Consider the following 17,269-nt stretch of genomic DNA (forward strand, 5'->3'; position numbering starts at 1 on the left):
CACATGTCAGTTACATTTGAAAACGAAGCGGTAGAAAAAGAAGTCCAAGCATTCAGAACAACCTTCAGCTCATTAAAAGAGGAAATTGGCAAGTTTATTGTCGGTCAAGATGAGGTAGTCAATCACGTTCTCATTTCAATCATTGCTGGTGGTCACGTGCTGTTGGAAGGTGTTCCAGGCTTGGGCAAGACCGCTTTAGTCAATACCATCTCAAAAGTCCTTCATTTGGACTCCAAACGCATTCAGTTCACTCCAGATCTTTTGCCTGCCGATATTCTCGGGACCAATATCCTCGTGGAGCGCAATGGCGAAAAAGTATTCGAATTCCAAAAGGGCCCTATTTTCACCAATATCTTATTAGCCGATGAAATCAATCGTGCCACACCCAAGACTCAATCGGCACTTCTTGAAACCATGCAAGAAAAAACCGTGACCGTCGCTAATAAAACTCATATTCTTGATAAACCTTATTTTGTTTTGGCCACGCAAAACCCTCTCGAAATGGATGGCACCTATCCTCTCCCTGAAGCTCAATTAGACCGTTTCTTTTTTAAGTTAAATGTCGAAATGCCCAATCATCAGGAGTTCTCCGAAATCCTCGATCGTACCACGGGACTCACACAACCAGAGATTAACGCAATTACCGACGGTGCACGCATCATTGAGATGGGTAAAACCGCCTGCCAAGTTCCCATTGCCGAGGACATCAAAAACTACTTAATTAAGCTCGCCATTTCAACTCATCCAGAAAAGGACGAGTCTCCAAAGGTCGTCAAACAGTATATCCGCTACGGTGTTTCTCCCCGTGCCGCGCAAGCTATTTTATTAGCGGCTCGTATTCACGCACTCATCTCCGGGCGTTATCACGTCGCCAAGGAAGACATCAACGCCGTTGCGATCCCCGCAATGAGGCACCGTATGTTACTCAGTTTCGAAGGTGAAGCCGAAGGTATTACTACTGAGAAAATTATTAAAGACATCATTCAATTACTCAATTAATCTGATGCTCTTAACTGACCCACAATTCATTAAACGCCTCGAAATGCTCGCGCTTTTGGCTCGTAAAGTTCTCAATGGAGAACTCAAAGCCGATCGCAAAAGTAATAAAAAGGGCAGTGGTACAACTTTTGCCGATTATCAAGAGTACACACAAGGCGATGACTTGCGTAATATTGATTGGAATATTGCCGCGCGCTTAGAGCAACTCGTGATTAAATTATTTGAAGTTGAAGAAGACGTACAAATTAACATTCTTCTTGACCTCAGTCACTCGATGGCTTCGAAACAACTTTACGCCAAGCAGCTTGCTGCGGCACTCTCCTACATAACCCTCAGCAATACCGATCGTCTCACAGTCTACGGCATTGCCGATTCACTGCAAACCATCCTCAAGCCAAGCCATGGAAAAAGCAAAATCTTCCCGATGTTGAATAGCCTTGAAAATTCGACTTTATTCGGCCAGGATACAAAGTTTTTGACTTCAATCAAAACTTTACAGGCACAGAAAAAACGTCCCGCGGTATGTGTTGTCATTTCAGATTTCTTAGTGGAAGAAGGTTATAAAAAAGCTCTCGATTTACTACGTTGGGCAAAAAATGATGTCTTCTGTATTCAAGTCCTTGACCCCAGCGAAGTCAACTGTGATTTACGAGGTGATTTAGAGCTCGAATGCGTCGAGTCAAAAGCCTTAAAAAAAGTCACTGTGAGTCCTGCTGAAGCGGCAAAATATAATCAACTCATGGCCCAATGGAATGAAACGCTCAAGCACGATTGTGCCAAAGCAGGCATCGGCCTTATTCAAACGACTACGGAAACTTCTTTTGAAACTGTCATTCAAAGTATCTTACGTCGTGGAGGCCTTGTCGCATGACCTTTGCGAATCCCGCAGCTCTCTGGGCATTTTTATCTATCTTTCCGCTTATTGCTCTCTATTTTTTCAAAGTACGTCCACAAAAGAAATCGACTTCGGCGCTTTTTTTATGGAATCAAATTTTTGAAGAAAAAAAACAAAATGGTTTATTCAAGAATCTGCGTGACCTCATCAGTCTTTTGATTCTGCTCTTGGCCTTTGCCGCGATCATTTTAGCCATGGCAAAACCCACTATCAATTGGGATGACCAAACACAAAACCTCGTCATCATTATTGATAATAGTGCCAGTATGGCAAATCTTGAAGAAGGTAAGTCACGCTTAGATCTCGCTAAAGCACGTGCCGAAAATATCGTCAAGAGTCTTTCCAGCTCACAGACGGCACTCATCACCTCAATCTCCGACTCTTTACAAATCAATGTGGACTCCACTAGCAATCGCCGCAGTTTATTAAAGGGGATCGATGGCATTGCTCAAAGTCAGGCTCCCTTAAAATCTCAAGAACTCAGTGCCATTACAAAAAATAAAGGCATCATTCCAAATTCGCGTTTTATCTTTATTTCAGACAGCTGCTTTCAGGGCTACCAAGAAACAGCTGAGCTTGAGCTCTTGAAAATTGGCTCTAAAACTTCGAATATTGGTATTACGGCTTTCGATATCAGGCCCATCCCTGGAAAACAAAATCAATTAGGCATCTTTTTTCAAGTCTTTAGTAGCTATGAACAAAGACAAGAGCTGGAACTTCACCTTGCTCAAGGTGAAGCCGACCAAATCGTGAAAATCATCCCTATCACTATCGAACCAGGACTTAATGCCGCTAAGGTTCTCTACCTCAAAGATTCGCGTTATGGCGCTTGGTTTCTCAAACTTCTTGTTAGTGATTCCCTAGCATCAGATAATATTGCCTACGCTCAAGTCGATCCACCTTCACCGGTGCGCATTCAATTAGACCTCGATAAAAATGAAGCCTTTTTCCAACGTTGCGTTGACTCATTCCATAGTGCCGGACAAGTTATGAAAGCCGTTAATCAATCCCCCGAGATTATCATTTCTTCCAATGGCAAGAATACCGGCGTCAATAAAATAATTTTTGCGCCCAAGGGTAAGTCCCCCTTTTGGGAAGGAGACGCCAGTCCACTAGAATCGGCCACACCAAGAGTGCTTTTAGCTGATCACCCCGCCATCAAATTTTGTCCTTTAGATACGCTAGATTTTGAAGGTGCCCAGAAAATCTCCGCTCCCGAAAATTCAATTATTCTTGTTGAAAGTACCGACCACACTCCCTTGCTCTATAAAACTACGGTCGATAATACCACCGCCTTTGTCATCAACATGGATCCTGCCAAAGCACAGCTCTACTTCAATATCTATTTCCCCGTTATGATTTATTCACTCTCCTATGATTTGATTGGCCGTGATACGCTTAAAAAATCTAATTACTTAACGGGAGAAATCCTAAATATTTCTAGTCCGCAAAAGCTCATCGGTCCCAAAGGTCCCAAAGATACAATCAATAACCTCGCCAAACTCAATGAGGCCGGCTTCTACTCCATCACTTCAGATAAGAAAGAAGAACAAATTGCCGTCTCTTTAAACAACAAATTTGAATCACGTATTTTTAATACACTGAGTCAATCAACGGTGAAAGCCATTGATTCCAGCTTCCCCATAAGTGACGCCCTCATGATTCTCGCACTCGTACTCATTTGCAGTGAAGCTATGCTCTACCACAGAAGGAAGCTCGGATAATGACTCTCACCACTTACACTCCCCTGCTCTGGCTAGCACTCTTAATTCCTTTAGCCTATTTTATTTATACTAGCTTAGTGACCCGCCCGCTTAAAAAACGCTTCGCGGCTAATAGCTTTCGGATCTTAGCCATCATTTCTGTGATCTTAGCCCTCTGTCACCCTTATTTTTCGAGTTCTTCAAAAGATCTCCACGTGGTTTACTTAGTAGATGTCTCACAATCAATTGATTTAGAGGATGCCAAAAAAGCTCTTGCTTCCATCGAAAAGAATATCGCAGTCCTAAAAGCCAATGATTCTTATTCACTCTACATGTTTGCCAATGGCGTCAAAAAAATAAGTCCTAGTAATTTGAGCAAGACACTCAATGACTGGAGCACTAAATTTGCTGATGATGAATTCAGAAGTCAATCCTCTATTGGTTCAGCACTCGAAGTCGTCAAAATGGTCTATCCCGCCAATAAAATCAAAAAACTCTTGCTCTTTTCAGATGGTGTCTCCACCGGCGATAAAGTGCTCTCATCTATTGCGAGTCTGAAAGATGAACAAATCGAGATTAGCTTTTCCGACTTACAAAAAATCCAACGCCCCGAAATTTCAGTCGTTTCACTTAAGACCAGTACACCCATTTCCTATCGTGGTGAAGTGGTGAGAATGAGCGCTACCGTGCTGAGTAATTATAGCACCAAAGCACAAGTGAAATTCATTTCTCAGGGTGTGATTGTTCATACTGTCGATATTGCGCTTGAGAAAGATAAAGAAAAGCAAATCAATTTTCAGGTCACAAGTAACGAAACCACGAGTGGCATTTGGGAAGCCGAAATCGCCGCACCCAAGGATTACTTCCCGATTAATAATATCGCTCGTTGCTCACTCATCATGCAAGGAGAAGCCAAAGTTCTCGCACTGCATAAGACTCCAAGTAAATTACGGGAACTCAAAAAAGCTCTTGCTAAGCAAGGTGTTTCCATGGATGTTCGCGGTAAATACGGTCTCCCTGCCTCTCTTCAAGATCTCAATGAATTCGACGCCATCATGTTTGCCAATATCGAAGCCACAAGTTTAAGTTCTCGTCAAATGGATAACGTCCGTAAATACGTCACTGAATTTGGTGGTGGCTTAATTATGACCGGTTCAGAAAATAGTTTTGGCCTCGGCGGATATTACAAAACTCCCATTGAGGAAGTTTTACCCGTCACTTCTCGTTATGAAAAAGAAAAAGAGCAACCCTCTTTAGCTTTAATGCTCATCATCGATAAATCCGGCAGCATGGGCGGCGCTCCTATTGCTTTAGCCCGTGAAGCCTCAAAAGCTGCGGTGGAACTGCTCTCTTCCCGCGATCAAGTTGCGGTCATCGCATTTGATGGCAATGCCAAACTCGTTTCAGATTTAACTTCCGCCGCCAATAAAGGCGACGTCCTCTCACAAATTGACGGCATTGGCGCTGGTGGCGGCACTAACCTTTATCCCGCAATGGCCATGGGCAGAGATATGCTCGGCCTTGCCAGTTCCAAAATCAAACACATGATTGTCTTAAGTGATGGCCAAAGCCAAGGTGGCGATTTCGAGGGTGTCACTTCTGAACTCTCCGAAATGGGCGTCACGGTCTCCACGGTCTCATTAGGTCAGGGGGCCGCAGTAGATTTAATGGCGGCCATTGCTCAAATTGGCAATGGTCGTGCTTACGTCACCAATAATGCCGAAGAAATGCCACGCATCTTCACCAAAGAAACCATGGAAGCTTCTCGCTCCGCCATCAAAGAAGAGCCCTTTATACCCATAAAAATCAATGACTCGGATTACCTGCAGGGTATCAATATCGACGAAACTCCGCTTTTGCTTGGTTATGTCATGACCAAGCTAAAAGCGAGTGCGCAAATCCAGCTGCTTACCGAAAACGGTGATCCCTTGCTCGCCTCAGGTCGCTATGGCTTAGGCCAATCAGTTGCCTTCACTTCGGATACCACTGAGCTCTGGGCAGGTGAATGGCTTGAATGGAATAACTTTGGTAAATTTTGGGCGCAAGTAATTCGCTCCATTGTTCGCAACAAATCAGCTCAGGGCTTCACGAGTGAACTCCTGGCTAGTGACAAAGAAATGAACTTACAAATTTATCGTAGTAATGAAAATGGCACTCCCGAAAATCACATCTCATGGGAAGCCACCCTCATGGATAACAATGGCAAAGTTCAGCCCCTTACGATTCAACAAACTGGCTTCGGTACTTACCAAAGTTATTTTGCTAAACCCAAAGATGAAAACTACACCATTCGCCTCCATGATCAGACTAATAATCGCATCAAAACCCTCAGTCAAATATCCGCCTACCCAAAAGAATATTTACTCGCCTCCAATAAAGCGGATATCTTTGATAAACTCACACCCCTTAATGATCAATCATTCACAGAAAAACGCGAAGCCATCCAAACTCAAGAAAGTGCTCTTAATATCTTTGCCCTCTTCGCTTTAATCAGTATCATTTTAAGCACCCTATTCCGTCGAATTTAAGTCTCTGTTAAAGTTAGTATTGCCTGGTCCAGGACTGGCAGGGTTTTTAGGAACATTTTTGCGCAGCTCGTCTGCCAGACGTAGAATCCTAATGGAACGGGACTTAAGAACATGCCTTTTCATAATCATGAGAAATTGTGTTATTTCATCTTATTCTAGGGCGAATTCCCTTCAAATAATATTGTAAAGAAAAGCTCATCATATTACTTTAAAGATCATCAAGATATGGAACTGGAGGTCAATTATCATATATAAATCACTGCGTTTTTTTTTCTCAGATAAGTTTTCACGCGGATCATGTTTTACCCAATAACATCATTAGTTCAGTACTCATCAACAAGGTCAGAAAACACATTTCTTCACTAAGTTTAAGTACGGACCCTAAAACACAGCAGTTCACATGAGCTCGCTACCAATTATAATTGTTAGGCTAACTTAAAATAATAAATCCAATGCATATAAAGCCTCATAACATAAAGACCATGATAATTTTCGTAAATGGAGTGTCAATTGACAATTCTTTCACCTTTTTCAATGGCTTCACAATATCTAAATTGAATGATTTACCCGATAAGGCTATCTCAAATGAGGTTCAGAATATTATTAGAAATAATGATTCTTATGTTTTATATAAATCAGTTGAAAAAGAAAATTACACGGCTGAATTATTTGAACAAGGAGTTTTTACTTCCGAAATAATCTCTTTAAACCTTAGAGGCACTATTGGTGTAGAAATTTTAGCGGCGTCTGATTATTGTACATGGAGTGTTCCTAACATTTTAAACTATGGTATAAGACAAAGGTTAGAAGTAACTGATTTGACAAACATAAATGAAAACATAAAGGAGTTTACGAAGAGAACTCCTGAGGAAAAAGTTTGTATTGAGGTTGCACTTATGTATTTAAACAAATCTAAGATTTGTATAAAAAGGGTGAACGGTAACTATGAACATGCTATATTTTTCAGGGTCGCTTTAGAAAACTGTTTTAATGCTCCCAAAGAAAAGAAAGAAGCAGTAATTGCCCAGAGGGCTACAGTTCTTTTAAACCAATTTGAATCTAGTAAAGTAAAACAAAAATTTAAACGGATTTACGCTCAAACTTCTGTGGCTGTACACTCCGGAAAAGTCCCTAAAGCCCCAAGAAATAATAGTAAAGAAAGAAAAGTCAAAATTGGCGACTACTACATGTACGATATACTAGTAATGTCTATTTCAAAAATTATAAATAATGGATTCCCAAATTGGTAAATAAATAATTTGAAAATAACCTAAATATCTATACTTTACCTACGGACCTGTCGTCTAATTTGAAAAGACACTGTGAATGCAGAGATCTCGGTTTGATTCCGAGTAGGTAAAGAGTATTAATTCAATAAAAAATAGAGTAAAAAATAGAGGACAGGCCTTCTTGGATAATAAAATAAAAAATAGAGGACAGGCCTTCTTGGAGAGTTGATTTGAACGCGCCTCAAACCTAGGCTCTTTTTTCATTTTAAGAGGTTCAAAATAAATGCTAAAATCCACTTTTTCTTTTAGCTGCTAGACAGAAAATAGAGGACCAGAAAATAGAGGACAGGCCTTCTACGAGAGCTGGTTTAAAATGGCAGAAAATAGAGGACAGGCCTTCTACGAGAGCTGGTTTAAAATGGTTTAAATAGCCTCAAACCTTGGCGATTTTTTCGTTTTAAGAGTGTCAAAGTGAATGCTAAAATCCACTTTTTCGTTTAGTTGCTAGAGAGCTAAGAAAACTAATCAAATTACTAGTCGATTGAGTACTAATGCGCCTAAAATAAAAACGAAGAACTCAAGACGGTTGTAAATCAGTGCTGCCACACAGGCGGATATATTGAAGGTTGTCTACTAAAAGTTGATGAGATGCATTCAGCCAACGGAGGCTCTCCGTCGTCGAGGCTTGAGAGAATAAATATCATTCCATTCAGCCTCAGTGTAAGGCTCATGAATTCTCTTCCATTTCATCTTGCCTGAGAACTTAGCCAACTTCTCCCGAACAAACGCTTCCGAACCAATGACCAGGCATTTGGTGAAGAACCTGCATTTGTGAATAAAAAGATCATCCCACTGGAGAGCCTCCGGAAGCGAACTAGATTCTGTTAGCAGATATTCCTTTACAGTTTTTGAATCGGCATTCTTATAACACCGTAAGCCGAGCATATAAGCCCTCAAAACCTCTCTAAAATGCTTTTGCTTATCTCTAGTGACATGAGCTTCAATTCCACGACAAAACACATCAAAGAACTCGTGATCTAATTTTCCAACATCTCCTCCTGCCAAACGATCTGAATATCCACAGAAATGAAAGTCTTTTGGATCTAAAACAATTCCAGCTCGTACTGGATTCAAAGATATATAAGCCATGACCCGAAGTAAAGAATCCGATTGAGCTGAAACCTCAATCATTTCCGAATCAAATCGTTGTCCAAACAAGCGCCCCCAAGAGCTGTGCTCTTTGTTGAACCATTGAACGAATCTCTGTTCAAAGTTTCCAATAATAAATGAAATATCGTGGATCTTTTCCCTGAAATCATTTCTTTGTATTGAGCTAATAAAATTAATCTCATCATTCTGTTTATGAAGACGATAACGCTCTAACAATTCTACCTTACTCATTTCAGCAGTAGCTGGAATTTTAATCAATAAATGAAAATGATTATCCATAAAGACATAATCAATTACTTGATAACTGAATCTTGCGCATCCCGCAAAAAGTAATTCTTTAAGCTTCAGTTTTTCCTGATCTTTGATTAACATGCGACCACCAGCAACACGATTAGTTACTAAATAATAAACTGCTTGATCCGAACAAGATTCCTTAACGCGATTGTGAGCCATAACTATCTCCTTACCACAGTACAGAGACTATAAAACACAATAGAGACAAAAGCAAAAAACATAAAATCCAAAGGACAGACTTTCTGCGAGAGATAAATAAAGGGACCATTAATGGACAAACCTTCTAACCAGGGCTGATTTGAAAGAGTCTCTAGCTAGGCTCTTTTTTCGTTTTAAAAGGGTTAAAAAATAAATAAAAATAGAGAACAGGCCTTCTTGGAACGTTTATTTCGCTCTCAAGTGCAGTATGCTTTTTCAGTTCATCACACAAAATCTTAAAAGGGGCAAATAAGAATATGAAACAGCAAATCAGAGTTTTCCTGAGAATGGGGCTTTTGCTTATCTGTGGCATCTGCAGTGCCAAAGAGAAGTTTAAACACGTGGAATACTACGTTTGGAATAGGCTCGCGGAAAAAGCGATTGATAAGAAGGCTATTAAAAATGTCAGCATACTCTACTACTTTAAGCTTGTCCCGGATAAGGAAGGACACCTTAAACCGAGTAAGGAATATGTCGCGCAGCTGGCCAAGCTCAAGAGTGCTAAGGGTATAAAAACCGAACTCTGGCTTGGATTGGGTACCCTTGACAATATCGCGAAAGACCCAGAAAAACAGGATGTGTTTATCAAGGATCTTCACTCTTTGTGCAGGACCTACCTCTTCCAAGGTATTGATGTCGACTGGGAAGGTGAGCATATTGACAACGATGACTACACGCGAATTCTCAAACGACTGTCGAAGGAGTTCAGACCCTCCAGAAAGATAGCGATCTCGGTCGGCACCTACGGGCATTACATCGTCAAAGCGAGGATGACAAAGGAGTATGCGGATTACGTAAATATTCAGTGCTACTACAGCACTACCAACAGCTGGTCGGTGAAGCAGATGGGAGATATCCTGCAGTCGTTTCACTCCAAATCTTCCGTGCCGAAATCCAGGATTCTACTTGGTCTTCCACTCTATGGTGCACTCGATGCCCGCAAGCACGGCAGCGAAGGTGGTACTGCTTATCGCACCATGATTGAGCAGGGGGCTGATTCCAGAAAGAATACATGGAAGGAACCGTCTTCAGGAAAGGTCAATCACTACAGCGGTGTTCCTCTGATAAAGGAAAAGACCCGCTACGCCAGAGATAACGGATATGCAGGTGTTTTTACCTGGGAGATCTCTTTGGATGTTCCCTATGAATCGAAAGATTCCATTCTTAAGGCTATCGACGAGGTGATACAGAAAGGTAGATAGAGCGTGTCTTTCTTCCTGAGAGAAATCATCAGCTATATCTATTTACTGTTCCTGGCGGAGCTTTGGCCTGCGTCCACGGAAAATTGAAAATAAAGGATGAAAAATAAAGGACAGGCCTTCTGGGAGGGCTGGTTTAAATAAAAGAGTCTCTAACTAGGCTCTTTTTCGTTTAGTTGCTAGATAGCTAAGAAAACTAATCAAATTACTAGTCGATTGAGTTAAAAGCGTCTAAAATAAAAATGCATTCCTAAGTATGAGCTTTAGTGAGATTTTGCTTAGACTCAAATCTCGGTCATTACTATAAAAATTAAAAAATCACCCCAACACAATGAACTACGTATATAGATTTACCTATTGAACTTTATGAGAATAATTAGTAATTGGCAATTATTGACAATATATTAAAGCAATTAAAAATAATAGGTATTAACTATGTCTACACGAAATATCAGCCTTACTGAACACTACGACCAATTCGTAGCAAGTTCGGTAACCACAGGTCGTTACCAAAATGCAAGCGAAGTAGTTCGTGCGGGTTTACGCTTACTAGAAGATAGAGAAAACGAACAACAACTAAAGTTGAAAAATTTACAAAATATAACTCAAGCATCCTTTAAGGCTATGGATAAGGGTGAATTTTCTTCTCGTTCATTCGATGATATTGCTGATAGTATTGTATGTCTATCGATCAATGAGAAACATGGATGAGTTACACACTTGTTCTTTCAAAACAAGCTGAAGTCGATTTACTAGATGTATTACAATATACATTTGACAGTTTTGGCGAACGTCAATACTGGATTTACCGTGATTTAATTAAAGAAACCATAGCTCTCATTACTGAAACCCCTTTACATGTAGCTTCTCGTTCACGCCATGAATTGGCTGCAGATGCTAGAACTTATCATATCAGTAACCCTAAATCCAGGGCTTCTCATTTTTTACTTTACCGTATCAACGAAAATGAACAGCAAATAGAATTAGGCCGTATTCTTCATGAAACTGTTGATATTGAAAGACAGTTACCTACTAATTTCGAATAGTAGATTTATCTCCTAAAAACAATGTTAAGCATGGGCTACAGTGAAAAGTTTCGCTTCGCTCAAATCTCGGTCGTTAAATTTAAAATGCCATCAATAAGAACAGATGTATTAGTGGATCGAGATTATCGTGAGTGGCATGGTGGAATTGCTCTTTACGGCTTTTGGTGTGTTCAAATTGAGGATAGTTCTTGGATTGATCGCTTAAATTGTGTAAAATCCTCGTTCAAGCCATTTCTTCAAGATGGCTATCAGCGCTTTCCGCATGTCACCATTGCAACTGTTGGCTTGATGAACGATGAGAATTGGCGTGTTGCTAATCGTCAGATAAAATTGTTACGGATGCTGAAGCTAAGTAAAATCGGTTTGTCTTGGAAGGCTGTCTCTTCTTATATTCACTCTCCAATTGTTCGTGTTTCTTCATCGAAGAACTATTTATCGAAGATTAGAGAGCAACTTCATTTGATTTCACTTGGTGATGATTCAAGTGATTTCGACCCGCATATTACCTTGGGGTACTATTCTTCTATTACATCCATAGATAGTACTCTAATGACGGGCGAGGAAAGCTGCGTACAAAAATTTGATAGCCTGGAAATCGGAGAAATTAAGTTTTGTACCTATGAAACACATACTATCAAGGGCTCTCTTTCCGTTCAGTCTAGCATTGATCTGCGTGGATAAAATTTAACAAAGCCATCAAAGAATAGAAAATAGAGGACAGGCCTTCTACGAGAAGCTGATTTAAAAGCAAAATACATAGCTGCTAAAACTAACGTTGACGTTTCCCTAATATCTTGGCAAATAAAACCCCTGCGATCATTCCAAATAAATGACTCTCCCATGAGATAAAGCCCTCGGTGGGCAAGACTTGAAAGACCATGCCTCCATAGAGTAAGCCAATCAAAATTGCCAGAAAAAAGGCTTTCCAATTTTTAGCAAACCATCCCGAAGCGACGACAAAGCCAAAATAAGCAAAGATCAATAGACTCGAACCCGCATGAACTGAAGCGGGTCGCCCCACACACCACACTGCGAGTCCCGCAAAAAAACAGCTAAAGAGCGTTAGCTTAACAAAAATACGGCGATCTTCTAAGACTACCAAGCCACCCAATATGGCGAATGAAATACTATTGAGTAAATAATGTTCTGGAGAGAAATGTAAAAAGGGTGCGCTAAATATTGCCCACAGTCGTGAAGGCTCACGGGGGATAATCCCACCATTGACACTCAAGGCATAATGAGTCATGTGATTCACAAACTCTAATAGGCCCATAAAAACCAGGAGTGAGGCTACCCAACGAAAAGATATTTTAAACCTTTCCCAAAACTTCATTTTCGCCATTACTCACTCCTTGCTAGTATCATTCACTGGACAGTAAATTTCATATTGTGGCTAATGTATTAAAGCCAGTTAATTAAATACGAAATCCATATAGCACAGGCCATTAAAATCGTAAGCATTACGGCTGCAGAGCCGATATCTTTGGCTCGCTTAGAGAGTGGATGTAACTCGGGACCAATACGATCAATAGCCGCTTCAATTGCTGAGTTTAATAATTCAACGATAAGCAAGAACCATAGGCTACCCAAGAGTAGTACATAATCGATAAGAGTATTGCCTAAAAAAAAGGCGAAAGGACTTAGAACTAGAAAGCCGATGGCTTCTTGACGAAAGGATTCTTCATATTTCCAGGCATCTTTAAGGCCATCAATAGAGTAACGAATAGTGTGGGTAAAACGAAGAAAACCTTTATTAGGAGGTTTATTATGATGCATAAAAGACCTTGTAGTTATTTAAGTTCTGCAAACACTAAGTGCCCATTCACAAATATTTTATAGATAGCTAAACTATAAGGTTTTACTTTATTTACTCCTTCATTTGATGAAGAATCCACTACTTGTTCGAAGAACAAGTAGCTCTTAGTTTAGTTAACTAACTACAATTCACCATGAGTAGTGTTTATCCTCTGGTGCTAGAAGTACTAGCTTATTTAAAGTCATGCTGACTCTCCATTTTAATAGCCATGTCTTATTTAATTTGATGAATTTACTCTAGGATCCTAGGGCTCCAGAGAGGTGAATTCTGACCTTTACAAAGGTAACAAATCTTCATTTATTTTCACCACAGTAAAGTTAGCTTCTTCTTTTTATTGCTTAGGTCAAGTACTTTGTCACATGATCAAATTCGTAATTTCATTAAAAATGTTAAAGCAGGCTTAAAAAAGGATCTCTTTATGACTAGCGATATACCTTGTGAACCTAAAATGACTAGCCTTTTTGAACGCTATCTAAGTTTATGGATTGTTCTTTGTATTGTCCTTGGCATCATCATTGGTAAGCTGGCTCCAAATCTGGCAAAAACGCTCGATTCATTATCCATCAATGTTAATGGTGCACCTGTAGTTTCTATCCCTATTGCGATATGCCTCTTCTTTATGATGTATCCTATCATGGTAAAAATCGATTTTTCTAGTGTGGTAAAAGCAGGAAAAAGTGGCAAACCAGTTTTCCTTACGCTATTCATCAACTGGTGTATCGCACCATTCACCATGTACGCCATATCTTGGCTATTTCTCGGTTTTTTACTAAAAGGAATGATTGGTGCCGAGGCTATGGATATAGTGAAGATGCCTTTCGGTCTTAATCTATCCGTAGGTGCTCAACATGGCGCGGGAACTGTCGTTCTTCAAGAAGGCATTAAAATGCTTGAGATCCCCCTGTGGCGCAGTTATTTTGCTGGCTGTGTTTTACTGGGGATTGCTCCCTGTACTGCCATGGTACTAGTGTGGGGCTATCTGGCAAAGGCTAATAATGGATTAACCTTAGTGATGGTAGCGATCAACTCTTTAGCTATGCTGCTTCTATATGGCTTTCTAAGTAGTTTTTTACTAGGACTTGGTAAGCTTCCTATTCCCTGGCAGGCACTGTTTCTGTCAGTGACAATTTATGTAGCCTTACCACTCATCGCGGGCTACTTTTCAAGAAAGTGGATTATCGCCAAGAAGGGTATTGATTGGTTTAATGAGAAGTTCCTACACAGACTGACTCCGATTACAATTTCAGCCTTGCTCTTAACACTGGTTCTATTGTTCAGCTTCAAAGGCGAAACCATACTTGCCAATCCCTTAACTATTCTATGGATTTCTATTCCACTTTTTTTACACACTGTGCTTATCTTTACGTTTGGATATATCTTGGCTAAATTCTTTAAGCTCAAGTATGAAGATGCTGCACCCGTGGCGATGATTGGTGCCTCGAATCATTTTGAAGTCGCAATTGCCACCGCGGCCATGCTCTTTGGACTTGCTTCCGGTGCCGCACTAGCCACAGTAGTTGGCGTTCTGATTGAGGTGCCGCTCATGCTGATGCTAGTCAAAGTCTGTCGCTCAAGTCAAGGATGGTTTAAGTATGGGAAAAATAAAGACTCATAATCCTTCCATCTTAATGTTTTATTATCCGCCGCCATATCGCAATGAAGTTATCAAATTTTACCGCCCATAAATCGATTCACAAATACACATGCTTATTTGTACCCGCATAGGAGGGTACGGAATTAAACTCTATAAAAGATAAGCGTCTCCGTCTTTTTAGACTAAACTCGGAAACAAAAAAAGCACCCGCCGAAGTGGGTGCATTTTTAAAGACTGGAAGTTAAACTTACTTAAGTTTACTTATGTCAATACATTCCCAGTGAGGGTATTGTTCACGTACGTAAGCATTAAGTGTTAATTCATCTTCGCTAAATTCACGTCTGATCTCTGCTTCAGAAGAACTGAGTACAGAGGCAATCATGCCAGCTGCCATAGTTGTGTTACTGAGGCGATCAATAATAATGAAAGCCCCCGTTGCACGGCAAGTTTTATATTCGTCAACAGCCATTTTTTCACTGAGATTAACAACACAGCGAGCAATTTCGTTTAACTGTAATGAATCAACTGACTGCTTTTCCCAAGTATTCACATCAGTACGATACTCAATGTGACTAATGGTACCAGAGACAGTCTTTGTACCCACTTTGAAGTAGTACTCACGACCAGGCTCAAGAGCTTTTTCTGCCATCCAAACAAGATCGGCAGTAAAAGCATTTGTCACTTCAGGCTGATCATCTTTTTTCACGAGCATATTTCCACGACTGATGTCAATTTCGTCTTCAGTTGTGAGTGTTACTGCTTGACCCGCAAAACCGCATTCGAGTTCACCATCATAAGTGACAATGCTTTTGACTTTGCTTGTCATGCCCGAAGGAAGTGAAACAATCTCATCACCTGGCTTAATTTCGCCTGAGGAAATTGTTCCGCAGAAACCACGGAAGTTTAAGTTGGGACGATTCACATACTGCACTGGGAAGCGGAAGTTTTCAAAATTCTTATCTTCAGAAATTTTAACTGTCTCAAGGACTTCCATCAATGATTGACCCTTGTACCATGGTGTCTGTGTACTCTTGTTCACTACGTTATCACCTTTGAGAGCGGACATAGGAACATAAATGGGATCTTTGATACCAAGCTCAGCGGCAATGCTTGTGTAGTCGGAAACGATTTTGTTATAAACATCTTCGTTGAAAACTTCACCATCAATCTCGATATCCATCTTGTTTACCGCAATCACAACATGCTTAATGCCAAGTAGTGAAACGATGTAACTATGACGTCTAGTCTGAGTTTGAATACCATGACGAGCATCAATCAGAATAATGGCTAAATCACAAGTAGAAGCACCTGTAGCCATATTGCGAGTGTATTGCTCGTGACCAGGAGTATCACCAATGATAAACTTGCGATTATTTGTAGAGAAATAGCGATAGGCTACATCAATTGTAATCCCCTGCTCACGCTCAGCTTGTAAGCCGTCTGTAAGGAGTGCTAAGTCAAAGTCTTCATTGGTCGTGTTATACTTACTGGAATCTTTCTGAATCGCAGCTAACTGATCCTCATAAATCATTTTTGAATCATACAATAAACGACCAATGAGAGTTGATTTCCCATCATCTACGCTACCACAAGTCAAAAAACGGAGAAGCTCTTTGTTTTCGTGCTCTTTAAGATAAGCGTGAATATCTTCTGCAATAAGATCTGAACTATGTGACATTAGAAATACCCTTCGATTTTTTTCTTTTCCATGGAACCAGATGAATCGCTATCGATGACACGGCCCTGCCTCTCAGAAGTCTTAGTGAGAAGCATTTCCTGAATAATTTCCGGAAGCGTTGCTGCTTCGGATTCAACTGCACCCGTAAGTGGGTAGCAACCTAAAGTCCTAAAGCGTACGCTCTCCATAGTAGCTTGCTCACCTTCTGCCAATTCAAGACGGTCATCATCAATAAGGATTTTTACACCGTCGCGAACGACTACTGGACGTGGCTTAGAATAATAAAGTGGGACAATCTCGATATTTTCGAGATAGATGTATTGCCAGATATCTAACTCTGTCCAGTTGGACATTGGGAAGACACGGATACTCTCGCCTTTGCGAACGCGCGGGTTATAGAGGTTCCAAAGTTCAGGACGCTGATTTTTTGGGTCCCAACGGTGATTACGATCACGAAAAGAGAATATGCGTTCTTTTGCACGAGACTTTTCTTCGTCGCGACGAGCACCACCAAAAGCGGCATCAAAACCGTAAATATCTAAAGCTTTTTTCAAACCCTGAGTTTTCATGATATCAGTGTGAACTGCACTACCGTGAACAAAGGGGTTGATATTCATTTCAAGACCCTCAGGGTTCTTGTATACGATGAGGTCAAGATCTTTCTTCTTGATGAATTCATCACGAAATTGAATCATTTCTTTAAACTTCCAGTTGGTATCAACGTGGAGAAGTTTAAAGGGAAGTTTTGCGGGAAAAAAGGCTTTGAGTGCCAAGTGAAGCAGAACTGAAGAATCCTTGCCTACTGAGTAGAGCATGACAGGATTATCGAATTCAGCTGCAACTTCACGGAAAATGTGAATACTTTCCGCTTCTAGCGCCTTCAGGTGTGTAACACGATGCTCAGGAAGTGACATGTGAAA

Annotated in this window: 15 protein-coding genes; 10 read left to right on the forward strand and 5 right to left on the reverse strand. The window is 40.6% G+C overall.

The window, feature by feature from the left end; genetic code table 11:
* The first annotated feature begins 3 nt into the window (after positions 1–3).
* From PQO03_RS19210 to PQO03_RS19230, 5 genes are all read left to right on the forward strand, one after another.
* A complete protein-coding gene (locus PQO03_RS19210) occupies positions 4–999 on the forward strand; it encodes an AAA family ATPase (protein WP_274152665.1) in 996 nt (331 codons plus the stop codon).
* Between the two features lie 4 nt (positions 1,000–1,003).
* Positions 1,004–1,870, forward strand: coding sequence for a DUF58 domain-containing protein (locus PQO03_RS19215; protein WP_274152666.1), 867 nt, complete (start codon positions 1,004–1,006; stop codon positions 1,868–1,870).
* Positions 1,867–3,618 (forward strand): vWA domain-containing protein, encoded by a 1,752-nt coding sequence (locus tag PQO03_RS19220; protein ID WP_274152668.1) that lies wholly within the window; start codon positions 1,867–1,869, stop codon positions 3,616–3,618. The genes PQO03_RS19215 and PQO03_RS19220 overlap by 4 nt, the downstream gene beginning before the upstream one ends.
* Complete coding sequence (locus PQO03_RS19225) at positions 3,618–6,125, forward strand: VWA domain-containing protein (RefSeq protein ID WP_274152669.1); 2,508 nt, start codon at positions 3,618–3,620, stop codon at positions 6,123–6,125. The genes PQO03_RS19220 and PQO03_RS19225 overlap by 1 nt, the downstream gene beginning before the upstream one ends.
* A gap of 554 nt (positions 6,126–6,679) precedes the next feature.
* Positions 6,680–7,375 carry a hypothetical protein gene (locus tag PQO03_RS19230; protein WP_274152671.1) on the forward strand — a complete coding sequence of 232 codons (696 nt, stop codon included), beginning with the start codon at positions 6,680–6,682 and terminating at the stop codon, positions 7,373–7,375.
* Between the two features lie 633 nt (positions 7,376–8,008).
* Here the strand turns inward: PQO03_RS19230 and PQO03_RS19235 are convergent.
* On the reverse strand, positions 8,009–8,977 hold the full coding sequence (locus PQO03_RS19235; RefSeq protein ID WP_274152672.1) for a transposase: 969 nt from the start codon (positions 8,975–8,977) through the stop codon (positions 8,009–8,011).
* Positions 8,978–9,273: 296 nt separating this feature from the next.
* Here PQO03_RS19235 and PQO03_RS19240 point away from each other — a divergent pair, with 296 nt between their 5' ends.
* The 4 genes from PQO03_RS19240 to PQO03_RS19255 all read left to right on the forward strand — a co-directional run bounded on the left by PQO03_RS19240 (position 9,274) and on the right by PQO03_RS19255 (position 11,942).
* Positions 9,274–10,218, forward strand: coding sequence for a glycoside hydrolase family 18 protein (locus PQO03_RS19240; RefSeq protein ID WP_274152674.1), 945 nt, complete (start codon positions 9,274–9,276; stop codon positions 10,216–10,218).
* A 432-nt stretch (positions 10,219–10,650) separates the two neighbouring features.
* Positions 10,651–10,926, forward strand: coding sequence for a type II toxin-antitoxin system ParD family antitoxin (locus PQO03_RS19245; protein WP_274152675.1), 276 nt, complete (start codon positions 10,651–10,653; stop codon positions 10,924–10,926).
* On the forward strand, positions 10,923–11,261 hold the full coding sequence (locus tag PQO03_RS19250; protein ID WP_274152677.1) for a type II toxin-antitoxin system RelE/ParE family toxin: 339 nt from the start codon (positions 10,923–10,925) through the stop codon (positions 11,259–11,261). Before PQO03_RS19245 ends, PQO03_RS19250 begins: the two co-directional genes overlap by 4 nt.
* 30 nt (positions 11,262–11,291) lie before the next feature.
* A complete protein-coding gene (locus PQO03_RS19255) occupies positions 11,292–11,942 on the forward strand; it encodes a hypothetical protein (RefSeq protein ID WP_274152679.1) in 651 nt (216 codons plus the stop codon).
* 88 nt (positions 11,943–12,030) lie between these two features.
* On the opposite strand, the gene PQO03_RS19260 is transcribed toward PQO03_RS19255, so the two are convergent.
* Together PQO03_RS19260 and PQO03_RS19265 are read right to left on the reverse strand one after the other, a co-directional pair.
* The gene (locus tag PQO03_RS19260) at positions 12,031–12,603 is read right to left on the reverse strand and encodes a rhomboid family intramembrane serine protease (protein ID WP_274152680.1); all 573 of its coding nucleotides are present in this window, start codon (positions 12,601–12,603) and stop codon (positions 12,031–12,033) included.
* Between the two features lie 59 nt (positions 12,604–12,662).
* Positions 12,663–13,037, reverse strand: coding sequence for a diacylglycerol kinase (locus PQO03_RS19265; RefSeq protein ID WP_274152681.1), 375 nt, complete (start codon positions 13,035–13,037; stop codon positions 12,663–12,665).
* A gap of 458 nt (positions 13,038–13,495) precedes the next feature.
* Between PQO03_RS19265 and arsB the strand changes: the two genes are divergently transcribed.
* A complete protein-coding gene (gene arsB / locus PQO03_RS19270) occupies positions 13,496–14,692 on the forward strand; it encodes an ACR3 family arsenite efflux transporter (protein ID WP_274152683.1) in 1,197 nt (398 codons plus the stop codon).
* Between the two features lie 226 nt (positions 14,693–14,918).
* Here the strand turns inward: arsB and cysN are convergent, their stop codons facing one another.
* Positions 14,919–16,349 (reverse strand): sulfate adenylyltransferase subunit CysN, encoded by a 1,431-nt coding sequence (gene cysN, locus PQO03_RS19275; RefSeq protein WP_274152685.1) that lies wholly within the window; start codon positions 16,347–16,349, stop codon positions 14,919–14,921.
* A complete protein-coding gene (gene cysD / locus PQO03_RS19280) occupies positions 16,349–17,263 on the reverse strand; it encodes a sulfate adenylyltransferase subunit CysD (protein ID WP_274152686.1) in 915 nt (304 codons plus the stop codon). Before cysD ends, cysN begins: the two co-directional genes overlap by 1 nt.
* Between the last annotated feature and the right edge of the window lie 6 nt (positions 17,264–17,269).

This window comes from Lentisphaera profundi (assembly GCF_028728065.1).
Lineage (GTDB): Bacteria > Verrucomicrobiota > Lentisphaeria > Lentisphaerales > Lentisphaeraceae > Lentisphaera > Lentisphaera profundi.

Coding starts and splice junctions, on each gene's coding strand:
- PQO03_RS19250 (WP_274152677.1), top strand. CDS start 10,923: ATGAGTTACACACTTGTTCTTTCAAAACAAGCTGAAGTCGATTTACTA.
- cysN (WP_274152685.1), bottom strand. CDS start 16,349: ATGTCACATAGTTCAGATCTTATTGCAGAAGATATTCACGCTTATCTT.
- PQO03_RS19235 (WP_274152672.1), bottom strand. CDS start 8,977: ATGGCTCACAATCGCGTTAAGGAATCTTGTTCGGATCAAGCAGTTTAT.
- PQO03_RS19265 (WP_274152681.1), bottom strand. CDS start 13,037: ATGCATCATAATAAACCTCCTAATAAAGGTTTTCTTCGTTTTACCCAC.
- PQO03_RS19225 (WP_274152669.1), top strand. CDS start 3,618: ATGACTCTCACCACTTACACTCCCCTGCTCTGGCTAGCACTCTTAATT.
- PQO03_RS19210 (WP_274152665.1), top strand. CDS start 4: ATGTCAGTTACATTTGAAAACGAAGCGGTAGAAAAAGAAGTCCAAGCA.
- PQO03_RS19245 (WP_274152675.1), top strand. CDS start 10,651: ATGTCTACACGAAATATCAGCCTTACTGAACACTACGACCAATTCGTA.
- PQO03_RS19240 (WP_274152674.1), top strand. CDS start 9,274: ATGAAACAGCAAATCAGAGTTTTCCTGAGAATGGGGCTTTTGCTTATC.
- cysD (WP_274152686.1), bottom strand. CDS start 17,263: ATGTCACTTCCTGAGCATCGTGTTACACACCTGAAGGCGCTAGAAGCG.
- PQO03_RS19215 (WP_274152666.1), top strand. CDS start 1,004: ATGCTCTTAACTGACCCACAATTCATTAAACGCCTCGAAATGCTCGCG.
- PQO03_RS19260 (WP_274152680.1), bottom strand. CDS start 12,603: ATGGCGAAAATGAAGTTTTGGGAAAGGTTTAAAATATCTTTTCGTTGG.
- arsB (WP_274152683.1), top strand. CDS start 13,496: ATGACTAGCGATATACCTTGTGAACCTAAAATGACTAGCCTTTTTGAA.
- PQO03_RS19255 (WP_274152679.1), top strand. CDS start 11,292: ATGGGCTACAGTGAAAAGTTTCGCTTCGCTCAAATCTCGGTCGTTAAA.
- PQO03_RS19220 (WP_274152668.1), top strand. CDS start 1,867: ATGACCTTTGCGAATCCCGCAGCTCTCTGGGCATTTTTATCTATCTTT.